9 protein-coding genes are annotated in these 13,252 nt (G+C 61.1%); 4 read left to right on the forward strand and 5 right to left on the reverse strand.

What is annotated here, in order from left to right:
* Positions 1-60: 60 nt before the first annotated feature.
* The 4 genes from ACIQUB_RS13540 to ACIQUB_RS13555 form a co-directional block, all read right to left on the reverse strand.
* Positions 61-2,223: a glycosyltransferase gene (locus tag ACIQUB_RS13540; protein ID WP_402930182.1), complete on the reverse strand. Its 2,163-nt coding sequence runs from the start codon at positions 2,221-2,223 to the stop codon at positions 61-63.
* Complete coding sequence (locus ACIQUB_RS13545) at positions 2,208-3,509, reverse strand: hypothetical protein (protein WP_402930184.1); 1,302 nt, start codon at positions 3,507-3,509, stop codon at positions 2,208-2,210. The genes ACIQUB_RS13540 and ACIQUB_RS13545 overlap by 16 nt, the downstream gene beginning before the upstream one ends.
* Positions 3,510-3,573: 64 nt before the next feature.
* Positions 3,574-4,959, reverse strand: coding sequence for an HlyD family secretion protein (locus ACIQUB_RS13550; RefSeq protein ID WP_402930186.1), 1,386 nt, complete (start codon positions 4,957-4,959; stop codon positions 3,574-3,576).
* Between the two features lie 261 nt (positions 4,960-5,220).
* Positions 5,221-5,601, reverse strand: a complete 381-nt coding sequence (locus ACIQUB_RS13555) for a MarR family winged helix-turn-helix transcriptional regulator (RefSeq protein ID WP_402930188.1) — start codon at positions 5,599-5,601, stop codon at positions 5,221-5,223.
* Between the two features lie 232 nt (positions 5,602-5,833).
* On the opposite strand from ACIQUB_RS13555, the gene ACIQUB_RS13560 reads away from it, so the two are divergent.
* Together ACIQUB_RS13560 and ACIQUB_RS13565 are read left to right on the forward strand one after the other, a co-directional pair.
* Positions 5,834-7,912, forward strand: a complete 2,079-nt coding sequence (locus ACIQUB_RS13560; RefSeq protein ID WP_402930190.1) for an FUSC family protein — start codon at positions 5,834-5,836, stop codon at positions 7,910-7,912.
* Between the two features lie 84 nt (positions 7,913-7,996).
* Positions 7,997-8,446, forward strand: coding sequence for a YbaN family protein (locus ACIQUB_RS13565; protein WP_402930192.1), 450 nt, complete (start codon positions 7,997-7,999; stop codon positions 8,444-8,446).
* Positions 8,447-8,459: 13 nt separating this feature from the next.
* Here the strand turns inward: ACIQUB_RS13565 and ACIQUB_RS13570 are convergent, their stop codons facing one another.
* The gene (locus ACIQUB_RS13570) at positions 8,460-9,353 is read right to left on the reverse strand and encodes an AraC family ligand binding domain-containing protein (protein WP_402930194.1); all 894 of its coding nucleotides are present in this window, start codon (positions 9,351-9,353) and stop codon (positions 8,460-8,462) included.
* A gap of 201 nt (positions 9,354-9,554) precedes the next feature.
* Between ACIQUB_RS13570 and ACIQUB_RS13575 the strand changes: the two genes are divergently transcribed.
* Complete coding sequence (locus tag ACIQUB_RS13575; RefSeq protein ID WP_018896861.1) at positions 9,555-11,021, forward strand: alpha-glucosidase/alpha-galactosidase; 1,467 nt, start codon at positions 9,555-9,557, stop codon at positions 11,019-11,021.
* A gap of 124 nt (positions 11,022-11,145) precedes the next feature.
* A complete protein-coding gene (locus ACIQUB_RS13580; RefSeq protein ID WP_402930197.1) occupies positions 11,146-13,233 on the forward strand; it encodes an ABC transporter substrate-binding protein in 2,088 nt (695 codons plus the stop codon).
* The last annotated feature ends 19 nt before the right edge of the window (positions 13,234-13,252 follow it).

Below are 13,252 nucleotides of genomic sequence, written 5' to 3' on the forward strand. Positions count from 1 at the left end.
TAGCAGAGATGCCGGACCTCCAGGAGGCCCGGCATTTTTCTTTGCGTCAATAAGGCCGGATTACTCGGCCGCCGCCGGCGGAGTGGCGCCACCGCCAAGTTGCAGCAGCGGAACCTTCGGCGAGAAGAAACGCGGCTTGTGGAACTTGCGCGGTGCTTGGCGCCCATTCAGCGTATAGGGCTCTATGTCGCCGACCAGAACGGCCGGCCGTGCGAACATGCGCTGCATCAGCCCCTGAACGGCGAGAACAGGGTAGGCGCGCGCCGGCATCACTTCCGGCATCTCGCTGAACATGCGCTGCACCATCTTGCGTCTGATATCCTCCGCGCCCTTCTTGATCTCGTAATCGTCGCGCCGGTCCCTGATGGCGACGATCGCGAGCGACAGGCCCGAATTCGCTCGGTCCATGCTGGTGATCTGCCCGGCGACGTCGAAGTTGTCGAAGGGCGCGAAGATCAGGATGTCGCCTAGCCGCATCTGGCTGAGCGCGCTCTCCTCGCGCATCGTGATCTTGGCCGTATCGACCGAGATCGTATCGATCATGCAAAGAGCTGCCCTCCCGCCGCTTGCGACCTGGCCCTCGCGGGCAAGCGCAAGCTCAAGCTTTTCGAGGGGCGGGCGGGGGAGTTCGATACAGACGAGCATCGACACGAAGGCGTAGACCATGACGACCATGCCCCAGGCGACGCTGAAGCCGTCGAGATCGTTATAGGTGCTGAGCAATGGCCCGTTGAGCATGCCGACGAAAGTCAGCACGATGATGGCGAAGAACGTCGCGGCGATCGGATAAAGCACCTCCACGCGCCCGCGATCCTCGCCCTTGGCGGTGACCTTGAAGGGACGGCCGAAGGGATGGAAGAGGGCGTGGATGAGAGCGATGGTGATCGGAATGGCCGACACCATCTGCGACACTTCGGTGAATAGCGGCAGGCTGCGCCGCCCGGAAACCCAGGAATGGAACGTCCACATGCCGGCAACCATCGGCAGCGCGTAGAGGAAGAACGCCTCCGGCTCCATCAGAATGGCGGGCAGGCCGAGGAAGTAGAAGAGAAGGGGGGCGGCCATGAGGAGCAGGATGAAGGGTCGGCAGAACCAGAAGAGCAGGCCGTGGAAATAGTGCAGCCGCTGCATCAGCGTGTAGCCACGACCGAGAAATGGGCCATCCTTCAGGAGCGCGACCTGGATCGTCCCCAGGCACCAGCGGCAGCGCTGAGTAATGTAGCCGGAGAGGCTTTCTGCGGAGAGGCCAACGCTTAGGCGTTCATTGAGCCAGCGGGTTTTCAGGCCCTTCTGCATCAAGCGATAGGTGAGATGGATATCTTCCGTCACCGTTTCCTGCGGCATGCCGCCGATCAGATCGAGCGCATCACGGCGCACGATACAGGACGTGCCGACGCAAAAGGCCGCGCCCCATCCGTCCTTGGAGGGCTGCATGACGTCGAAGAAGATGCGCTGGTCGTCGACCCACGCCTTTGAAGCCAGCAGATTATGCTGCACGGGGTCGGCGTTGTAATAGAACTGCGGCGTCTGGATGAGGCCGATTTCGGTATCGATGAACTGGCCCACCGTTCGTTTCAGAATGCCGCGCTGCGGCGCGAAGTCTGCATCGAGAATGAGGATGAAAGGCGCGTTGGTGTCCTCGGCCGAGCGTCTCACCGCATTGTTGATGTTGCCGCCCTTGGCGCCGATATTGTCGTTGCGGCGCAGATAGCGCACGCCGACCTCGTTGCAGTAATCCTCCAGCCAATCGCGGCGCCCATCATCAAGCACCCAGACGGTGAAATTGCTGTAGTCGATCGCCTTGGCGGCAAGGATGGTGCGCTCAAGAATGGAGAGCTCTTCGTTGTAGGTGCAGATGAAGACATCGACGGCCGGGTGGCGCGAATGTTGCGCGATGAGCGCCTCGCTGGCGTCGGCCGCGCCGCTGTGGTCGGTCCGCTTGAAGAAGAAGACGATCGACAGCACTGTGTAGAAGATGACGACCACTTCGAAGCCGAGATAGAAGCGCGGCCAGATGGCGTAGGGGCTCCACTCGAAATCGGGCAGGGTCTTGGTGATGCGGAAATACAGGTAGTTCAGCAGCATGACGACCAGGATCGTGCCGAAGATGACGCGGTCCTTGCCGCGATTGGCGTCCAGCAGCCAGGCGCAGCCCACGATCAGGGCGATCGCCAGCAGTGAGAATAGTATTGAGTCCGACAATGTGACTACTTCGGGGGACATGGACTATCCTTGCTGCTGGCCTTCGCCTGGCCTTTCAGGCCAACGAAGGGGTTGATATCGAGAGCGGCAAGAACGGCCCAGCCGGTCGCGCCGATATGCGGCAGTCGGTAGTAGTTGAAGTCGCCGGGCGCCGAGTTCGGGCCGACCTGCAGGCCGGTTGTCAGCTGTTCGTTTTCCGTGGCGTAGACGAGGCCGCCGGGTTCGCGCTGCTTGGCGATGGTGGCAAAAAGCGGCTCGGCCTTCTCGGGGTGGCCGGTCTGGCGAAGCACGAGCGCGGCCTGCGCCGTGCCTTCCAGCCAGACGCCATCGCGGTCGTTGTTGAAATCGTAGCCGCCTTCCACGCCGTGGTTCAGGTCGGTCCATTCCATCACGCGATCGGCCTTGGACTTGAAGTCCGGAACCGCGATCAGCGGCCAGAGTTCGGCATCAAGGCCCGACATGCCGACATTCGGTGCGTTGCTGTCAGGCACGCTGCCGATATAGAAGCGGCCTTCCGGCTCGTTCCACATGGCTTTGAGAAACTGCAACGCGCTGTCGCCCTGGTGCGTCCAGTCGCCACCCGCATCCAGCCGGGCGAGCCAATTGTCGGCGGCGTAGACGTCGAGATTATGCTCCGTCGATTTCCACGTCATCCGCTCCGGCGTCGGCTCGTGGCCGAAGAAGCCGCCGAAATAGCCGGCATTCTTCGGGTCGGCCGTGTTGCGGTGAATCCAGTCCATGATCTTGCGGGCGGAGTCGAGATAGGCCTGCTGATTGGTCTCCTCATAGGCCATCAGCAGGGCGAGCGCGCCCCAGGCAGTGCTGCCGGTCGCCGTGCCGACCTGATAGCCGTCCTCGATCCAGGAGTTGCTGGCCGTGCTCCAATAGCCGGGAAGCAGCATGCCTTCCTTGCCCGGAACGACTGCCCCGGAGCGATAGGCGTTGCGCAGGCGTCCGTCGTGGTAGTGGCGGTCGGTCTCAAGGGCGACCACCAGCGCATCGGCAACGCGGCGGGCTTCGGCCGTGCGCTGGCAGCCGTAAAGCGCCATCATCGCAAGCGCATTGTCGTAGGTGAAGCCGGTGTTCTCCAGCGACGGATGCAACGCCGAGCCGCCATTGGCCGGCTCGAAACTGCGAAAGACGAATGGCTGCTCGGGCTCGCCCGTCATCTTCGCGGCCAGCGCGTCGCACATCGAGCAGGCGAGCTGCTTGTTGCCTGTGTCATCGGCCCGCGCGGTGCCGATCGCCGCTGCAACCAGTAAGGTGGCCAGGAGTGATGCGACCACCGCGCGCCAAACCTCACCCATTGACGAGATCATGCCCTTCATTTTCGCCCCTCGCGATACGCAGATAAACGTTCAGCTTGGCTCTTCAGGGTGTCGCAGTCTTGTTGGTCGGCAGTCGCGGACCGGTGCCCTTGTCCAGCGATGTGGATGCCGAGAGAATGCTCGCCGGCGATGTCAGCCCGGCAACGACGGCCATCGAGTATCGCGCGATACGCGAGGTGATGGTCTCGCCGAGAGAGACGATAACATCCTCACCGACGTGGCATCCGAAGAACTTGTCGTTGTTCTGCTGGGCCACGCTGCCATCCTGGGCCGTCGGCTCGTCGATCTTGACGAGGACATAGACCTCATGTCCTTCGGCCTCGGGGAATTTCGCGAAATAGCGGTTCTCGGGGCCGGAGTTGAAGTATCGGACGATCTTGTAGATGTGCCCGCTGCGCTTCACGCCCAGGCTGCGGAAGTTGACCATCGCGGGCGTGCCGATCTCGAGCGCGGTCACGTCACGGCTTCGATAGACGGCGGCGGCGAAGGCCTCGGTGCAGTCGAGCGACTTGGCGACTGGCTGGCCCTGCATGACGAAGTCGCCGAAGGATGCATCGACGCTGACGATCTGGCCGTGGCGTTCGGCGGTCACTTCGGCCGCGCCGGTCTTTCCGAGGCGACCTTCTTCGCGCGAGATCAGGTTTTCGACCTGCTGCTTGCGCTCCGTCATCTGGTTGATTTCGATATTGTCCTCGGCGATGTCGCCGGCGAGTTTCGTGCGCTGCATCTCGAGCGTCAGCAGGTTCGCGGCAACGGTACCGCCGGTATAGATATCGCGGCCGACGAGCGATTGTACAATCTCGTTGCGGCGCAGCTCGCCCTTGGCGGAATCAAGCTCGGCCTGGGCTGCATTGCGCTTCTGGCGCTGCGGCTCGAGGCTCGTGTCCGAGATCAGGCCCTTTTTCAGCAGTGTCTGCTGGCGCTGCAGCAGCGCGTCCTGCTCGGCGAGGCGGGCCTGATAGTTCTGCACATTGAATTCGGAGTTGACGATCACCGCCGACAGCTCGCTCAAAACGCCGGCCTTTACGCTGTCGATCTGTGTCTTGACCTTGTTCAGCTGTTCTGTGCGCTCGGCAGCCACGCTCGTCGTGTTGTTGAGCTTTTCGGTCAGATCCAGCTTCTCGAGCCTCAGTCCGGTCAGCGATGTCTGGTCCTGGTTGGGGTTCGAAACCGTCGCCATGACGTCGCCGAGATTGACCACTTGGCCGACCTGTAGCGAAATCTTATCGACCCTGCCGTAGATGGGCGAGGCGATCATCTGCACCGGTGCGTTGATCACCGCCCGTGTCGAGACGATGAAGAACTGGTTCGGTATCATCGCCATCGCGATGATGAAGATCAGCATAAATGCGAACGCATAACCCAGGATACGCGATACAGACAGTATCTTACGGTCCCTCGGATCGATACTCGTGGTTGCGGCCTTCATCTTCTTCAATCCTGACATCATCATGCTGCAGGTAACTTGAAGGGCGTTTCCGGGGTGGTGTTTTTTATTTGTAATCTCTTTTATAGCAGTCCAAATATTCAGGCAAATAAAATGTGTGCAGTCAAAATGATGTATTGACTGAAATTTTCTATTTGATTCGCTTGCTGTTGCATTAATGACAGCAATAGTTGAAGAACGTATTCGATATTGGTCGCTTTGTTCTCATTATTTGTGACGGTTTTATATCATTTCTTCTTGAGATCAATCTGTATTAGAATTTTCGTCGCTCGCCCGTACGATGGCATCGAGAACGCGGTAGGCCGCCTCGATGTCAGCGTCGTCGATGTTCCGAAGCACCTTTTCTCGCAATGACGTCACGACGAGCTCGATGCGATCGGCCAGCTCCTGTCCCTCTCGGGTGAGCCATATGGTTTTGGCGCGCCTGTCGGCGGGGTCGTCCCTGCGCTCGATATGGCCACTGGCTGTCAACTCATCCAGCAGGCGGACCAGAGATTGGCTGGCCAGCCCCAGGCTGTCTGCAAGCTGCACTTGGCGCACGCCGCCGCCGGAGCGGTTGACGAGAATGAGGAGATTGGCGCGCGACGCGGAAATTCCGTCTTCGACCAACGCCTTCTCCGCCATCCGTTTCCAGATGCTTCCTGCCTGCAGCAGGCTGGATGTGATCGCCGCCCTGCGGCTCAAGGTTTTTGTGTGCCTCGTCATCCTGCCTGTCCTCCCCGCGCCGATCTTCGTTGGAAGAGCGCTAAAGGCGCGCGGTCGCGCAGTAAAGCATATTGTTTTATTTTAATTCGTATGCGAATAGTACGCAAGCGATCTAATTCATGGCGAGCGGCTGCGCTCCCTCCGGTTTTTCATGGCAAGCAAGAAGCTCACCTGGCTCCCCGATACGTGGGACATGGTCTTTTCGATAAAGACGTTCATGGCAGCCATGCTGGCGCTGTTCATTGCTCTGTGCTTTGACCTGCCTAACCCCTATTGGGCTGTCACGACCGTCTATATCGTCGCGCATCCGCTATCCGGCGCAAGCACGTCCAAGGCGGTCTATCGCTTGGTCGGCACGGCGGTGGGTGGGGCGATGAGTATCGTGCTCGTGCCCAATCTCGTGAATGCGCCGGAATTGCTGACCTTGGCGATCGCGCTCTGGGTCGCCTTCTGTCTCGCAATCAGCCTGCTCGACCGCACGCCGCGCAGCTACGGGTTCATGCTGGCCGGCTATACGACCGCGCTCACTAGCTTTCCGCTGGTGAATAACCCGGAGACGGTCTTCACCTACACCACCTCGCGCGTCATCGAGATTTTCGTGGCCATCATCTGCGCCGCAGTCATCAACAGAGTGGTTTTCCCGCGCCACGCCGGGCCGGTGCTGACGGCGCGCATCGATGCCTGGCTGGGCGATGCTTGCGTTCTGATCTCGGCAGCGCTCGACAGGCGCCCCGAGGATCCCGCACTGGTGCGGACCTCTCGCCGCCTTGCGGCAGAGGCCGCCGATATCAGAATGTTCACGACCCACGTGTCCTACGACACCTCAAGCCACAGCGATCTCGTCGGCGCTTCGCGCGAGTTGCAGGGGCTGATGATCACACTCCTGCCGGTGGTTTCTGGCCTCGTGGATGTGGATGCCGCACTCGCAAGTACGGGCTATGAGCACGCACCCGCCGTCAAGGCGCTCATCGCCGATGCCGGGGAGTGGATGCGGACGAAAGAGCCGATCTCGGAGGAGCGCTACCGTGAACTCCTTGCTCCGCTTGAGCATCTCGAGGTCGAAGCAAAATCCTCAAGCCGTTGGCAGGACCTCCTCGTGCTCGACTTCGCCGCCCGGCTGCGCGATCTCCTGGAGATATGGAACGAGTGCGTCGCGCTCCGACAGGATATTGCCTCGGGATCACGAAACGCCCGAAGAGTGCAGTCGTCCGGTTTTGCGCAGGCGACAGCGCGCCCTAGTCACAAAGACTACGGCATGGCGCTTTTCTCCGGCTTCTCGGCGGCGTTGGCTATCGTGCTTGGAACGGTTTTCTGGATCATGACGGGCTGGAGCAGCGGTGCCGGCGCGCCTGTGATCGCCGGCATCTTGATCTGCTTCTTCGCCGCCATGGACAATCCGACGCCGATGATCCGGAAGTTCACGATCTTCAGCATGATCGCGATCGTCTTGAGTTTCATCTTCGTCTTCGCGCTCATGCCTGTTCTAACCGGGTTTTCCTCACTGGTGCTGGCGCTGAGCTTCCTTTTCCTGCCGCTTGGCGTGCTGATCGCCCGGCCATCGACCTTCCTGCTCGGCATGGCCTTGTCCGCCAACATCCCGACCATGCTGACGCTGCAATCGCGGCCCAGCTTCGATCTCGCATCCTTCCTGAACACCAATCTCTCGACCATCCTCGGAACGCTGATGGCGATCGGCATTGCCGCCGTGGTTCGCTCGGTTGGTGCGGAGTGGAGTGCGCGCAGGCTCTTGAAGGCGGCGTGGACAGACATCGCCATGGTGGCGCGCAAGTCGCAGAAGCGCGATCCCGAGGCTCTGCTCTATACAATGCTGGATCGGCTCTCGCTGATGGTGCCGCGTCTCGGTTCGATCGCGGAAGGTTCCGCCGTCATCCAGGCGGATATGCTGAAGGACATGCGCGTCGGTACCAGCGTCGCCGATTTGCAGGCTTACAAGGGTCTGCTTCTCGCCGATCAGCGTGCAACAGTGGACAAGGTTCTCGATGCGGTCGCGTCCTTCTACGGGGAAAGACGGCGCCGGCCCGAGGCGCAGCCAGCCCAGTCGCTGCTGCAGGCGGTTGATACCGCGATCGATGCCGTTCGCGACCCCGTCAGGTCGTCGGCGGTGCGGAAAATCCTGATGGCGCTGGTCGGTCTGAGGCACAATCTGTTCCCCGATGCCGATCAGTTGCAGGATTTAGAGCCGTTGGCGTTGCGCGAGGCGGCGGAATAGCGTCGGCCACCGGAAAACCGGCTATGCCCTTGCATTCCGCGACAGTGTCGTGAAAGGGATATTCAGCCCTCTATAAACCGGAAGATGTCTGTGAAACCCGGCCGCGTCACCGCCTACACTTTGCGTGCAGGATATTTCGTCCTTGGCATATTGATGCTGGTCCTCGCCTTTATCGGCGCGCTGCTGCCGCTCATGCCGACGACGATCTTCCTCATCCTTGCCGTCTGGTGCTTCACCCGCTCGTCGCCGCGCCTCGAAACCTGGGTGCTGAATCATCCGACATTCGGTCCGACATTGCGGGCGTGGCGCGACCAAGGCGCGATATCGATGCGCGCCAAGGCGATGGCGCTGAGCGGCATGGCCGGCGGTTATGTGGTGTTCTATCTCGCCGCAAGCCCGGGCATATGGCTAGCGCTGTTCGTCGGCTTGGTGATCGGGGGCTGTGCTTACTATGTCGGGTCGCGGCCACTGCCATCCGCACCTGCGCCTTCGGATGCCGATCGTGCCGCCGCGCCGGAAAAACCCGCGGACTGATCTTGCCCTATTGCTATGAGCGCGGTTTGCCGACGCTGGCATACATGCCCGTGGTGCGGAACTCTGTGGGGTTCGTGCCGTAGACGCGACGGAACACCTTGGAGAAGTAGTTGGCATCCTCGAAGCCGGAGCGGATCGCCACTTCCTTGACCGGCATGTGGGCGGTCTTCGTCAGCAGCTTCACTGCCCGTTTCAGCCGCTTCTGCAGCACGTATTCCGCCGGCGGCAGGCCTTCGTTGGCGGCGAACATGCGCGAGAAGTGCGCGCGGCTGAGGCCCGCTACCTTTGCGAGGTCTTCCACCGGCAGCGGCTTTTCCAGGTTGTCGGTGATGTAGTCGATGACGTGCTGCATCGTCCTGTATTCCTCGCTGAACACCGGATGCGAACCGAAAACGTCGTCATAAAGCGCCATCGCCGCCTCATAGGCGATGGAGGATGCCAGCCCCGGCGTCTCGCCGCCGGTGATGAGCCGCAGGCTGCAATCGGCAAGATGCTCAACCGTCTGCGGCTGTAGCTTCAAGATCGGACCGGTGACCGCGAGGATGGACCGGTGAATGCGCAGCGCTTCCTCGCCGTTCATCGAGATCCAGAAAAACTCCCAGCGATCGCCATCCTCCAGCCAGTAGCGGTGATTGTGGGGTACCAACACCAGCAGTGTCTCGCCCTCCTTCACCCGCAGCTCGCGATTCTCGTAGCGCAGATTGCCCGCACCGCTGATCGTATGCTGCAATACGGTAAAAGGTGTCTGCCCGCGCTTGCGGCCGTCCCAGTCATAGGTAGCATTCTCGCGTAGCTCGTAACCGGTGCTTGTCGGCATGGTATGCAGGGATTGTCGGCCGCGCGGCAGCGAAACGGTGCGCATGGACGGTCCTCGATCAATCAAATCTTGCAGCACAGAATTACCCATGAAAGCATAATCCTTCTCTGGCGGCCCCGAAGATTTTACGCATAATCCGCCCCAAGAGAGAGAACACCGCCGGGCTTGAGGAGCGGCGGGGAGGAGAATAAGCCGGATTTCTGGCCTTTTTCGGCGTCGGACGCAAGCCCGCGGCCTATTCTTCTTCCTGTTATCCAATCCCTGCATTTTAATCGCATCGAGGCTAGGATCATGAGTTTCAAAATCGCTATCATCGGCGCAGGCAGCGTCGGCTTCACGAAAAAGCTGTTCACCGACATTCTGTGCGTTCCGGAGTTCCGGGACATCGAGTTCGCGCTCACCGACATGAGCGAGCACAATCTGCAGATGATCAAGCAGATCCTCGACACGATCGTCTCGGCAAACAAGCTGCCGACCAAGGTGACGGCGACGACCAACCGCCGCGAGGCTCTGACCGGCGCCCGCTATATCATCAGCTGCGTGCGCGTCGGCGGTCTCGAAGCCTATGCCGACGATATCCGGATTCCGCTGAAATACGGCATCGACCAGTGCGTCGGTGACACGATCTGCGCCGGCGGCATTCTCTACGGCCAGCGCAACATCCCCGTCATTCTCGACTTCTGCAAGGATATCCGCGAAGTCGCCGAGCCGGGCGCCAAGTTCCTGAACTACGCAAACCCTATGGCGATGAACACCTGGGCCGCGATCGAATACGGCAAGGTCGATACCGTCGGCCTCTGCCACGGTGTCCAACACGGCGCCGAACAGATCGCCGAAGTGCTCGGCGCCAAGTCGGTCTCCGAGCTCGACTACATCTGCTCGGGCATCAATCACCAGACCTGGTTCGTCGATCTGAAGCTCAACGGTCGCAAGATCGGCAAGGACGAGCTGGTTGCCGCCTTCGAGGCGCATCCGGTGTTCTCGCAGCAGGAGAAGCTGCGCATCGACGTTCTGAAGCGCTTCGGCGTCTATTCGACGGAGAGCAACGGCCACCTGTCGGAATACCTGCCCTGGTACCGCAAGCGGCCGGATGAAATCACCAAGTGGATCGACATGTCCGACTGGATTCATGGCGAGACCGGCGGATATCTCCGCCACTCCACCGAGACCCGCAACTGGTTCGAGACCGAGTTCCCGCAGTTCCTCGCTTCGGCCGAAAAGCCGATCGATCCGGCCAAGCGCTCCAACGAGCACGCCAGCCACATTCTCGAGGCGCTCGAAACGGGCCGGGTCTATCGCGGTCACTTCAACCTCAAGAACAACGGCGTGATCACCAACCTGCCATCGGATGCGATCATTGAATCGCCTGGCTTCGTCGATCGCTTCGGCATCAACATGGTCTCCGGCATCACCATTCCGGAAGCCTGTGCCGCGACCTGCATGGCCTCGATCAACGTCCAGCGCATGTCGGTTCATGCCGCCATCAGCGGCGACATCGATCTCCTGAAGCTCGCCGTCCTCCACGACCCGCTGGTCGGCGCGGTGGCGACGCCGGAAGAGGTCTGGCAGATGGTCGATGAAATGGTCGTCGCCCAGGCGCGCTGGTTGCCGCAATATGCGGATGCGGTTCCGGCCGCCAAGGAGCGTCTGGCGAAATCGACAGTGAAAACCCGCGAATGGGCGGGTGCGGCACGCCGCAACGTCCGCTCGATCGACGAGCTCCGCGCCGAGAAGGCGGCGCTCAAGCAGGCCGTGTAAGTTCCCCGGAGGACGGGTGGCGATGGCGTTCCAAGGAGGGGACGCCATCGCCGCAAGCCCGTTTCCGGATCGTTGAGGAGAACCGGGGCAGCCGACAAGCGTCCCGATACAAAAGGGAGAGACGATGAGACATTACCGCAACCTTGGCGTTCTGGCCGGACTGGCGCTGAGCGTGTCCGTTTCGGCTTTGAGCGCCTACGCCTCCGAGCCGACGACACCGCCCGTTCCGCCGCAGTTCCCGGCGGAAGGCAAGATCAAATACGTATCGAGAGACTCCATCGAGGAGTTCAAGGCGCTTCCCTCGTATAACGAGCCGGAGTGGGTGAAGAAGAACTTCGTCGATACCGGCAAGCTTCCGCCCGTCAAGGACCGTCTCCCCAAAGAGCCGCTGGTCTTCAAGACCGAAAACATGGTCGACGGCGTCGGCGTCTATGGCGACACGCTGCGCCACGTCATCGGCGGCCGGCCGGAAGGCTGGAACTACGGCGCCGGCCAGACTCAAGGCTGGGGCGGCATCGATATCGGCCTTTCCGAATGCCTGACGCGCACCGCACCGCTCTTCCAGGTCGAAGCCAAGGACACCGAGCCGCTTCCGAACCTCGCCAAGGGCTGGGAATGGTCGCAGGACGGCCACAAGCTGACCATGCACTTGATCGAAGGCGCCAAGTGGTCTGACGGCGTCGCCTTCAACGCCGATGACATCATGTTCTACTGGGAAGACGAAGTCATCGATCCCAACGTCTCGCCGCTCGGCGGCGGTGCCTCGCCCGAGGCCTTCGGCGAGGGAACCACGCTGAAGAAGATCGACGACTACACCGTCGAGTGGACCTTCAAGGAAGCCTTCCCGAAGCAGTATCTCTACACGATGGCCTATCCGAGCTTCTGCCCGGGCCCGTCGCATATCCTGAAGCCCCAGCATCCGAAATATTCGAAGAACACCTACGACCAGTTCAAGAACGCCTTCCCGCCCGAATACATGAACATGCCTGTCATGGGCGGCTGGGTGCCGGTCGAGTATCGTCCCGACGATATCATCGTGATGCGCCGCAACCCCTACTACTGGAAGGTCGACGAGAAGGGCAACCAACTGCCTTACCTCAACGAGCTGCACTACAAGCTCTCGACCTGGGCTGACCGCGACGTGCAGGCCGTTGCCGGCTCGGGCGACATCTCGAACCTCGAGCAGCCGGAAAACTTCGTGGCGTCGCTGAAGCGCGCCGCCGAAAAGACGGCACCCGCCCGTCTCGCCTTCGGCCCGCGCCTGATCGGCTACAACATGCGCATGAACCTCTCCGGCAACGGCTGGGGTGAACCGGATGCGCGCAGCCAGGCAGTCCGCGAGCTGAACCGCAACGAGGACTTCCGCAAGGCGATCACCATGGGTCTCGACCGCAAGGCGATCGGCGACTCTCTCGTCAAGGGTCCGTTCACGGCGATCTATCCCGGTGGCCTTTCCTCCGGCACGAGCTTCTACGACCGCAACTCCGTTGTCTACTATCCCTTCGACCTCAAGGGCGCCAAGGCGCTGCTTGAAAAGGTCGGACTCAAGGATACCGACGGCGACGGCTTCGTGAACTTCCCCGCATCAACCGAAGGCGGCAAGAACGTCGAGATCGTGCTTCTGGTCAACAACGGCTACGCCACCGACAAGAGCCTTGCCGAAGGCGTTGTCGGCCAGATGGAGAAGCTGGGCATCAAGGTCATTCTGAACGCCCTCGACGGCCCGAAGCGTGACGACGCGCATTACGGCGGCCGCTTCGACTGGTTGATCCAGCGCAGCTCGCCGGAACTGGCTTCCGTGGTGCAGAACACGGAGCAGCTTGCTCCTGTTGGCCCCCGCACCAGCTGGCAGCACCGCGCCGGCAAGGACGGCAAGGTCGACCTGATGCCCTACGAGGAAAAGCTCGTGGATATCGTCACCAAGTTCCAGACGAGCCAGGACAACAACGAGCGCGTCGAGCTGATGAAGCAGTACCAGAAGGTCGCGACCGAAAACGTCGATACCGTCGGGCTCACGGAATATCCGGGTGCGCTGATCATCAACAAGCGCTTCTCGAACGTGCCTGCCGGAACTCCGATCTTCATGTTCAACTGGGCTGAAGACTCCGTCATCCGCGAACGCCTGTGGGTGGCCGCCGACAAGCAGGGCAAGTACGAGCTGTTCCCCGAGCAGCTGCCCGGCAAGCCCGGCGAAAAGGGTCCGATCAACTAAGTTCTCCTCCCGAAGAAAC

Origin of the sequence: Rhizobium sp. NPDC090275 (assembly GCF_044772225.1) — a bacterium.
GTDB lineage: Bacteria > Pseudomonadota > Alphaproteobacteria > Rhizobiales > Rhizobiaceae > Rhizobium.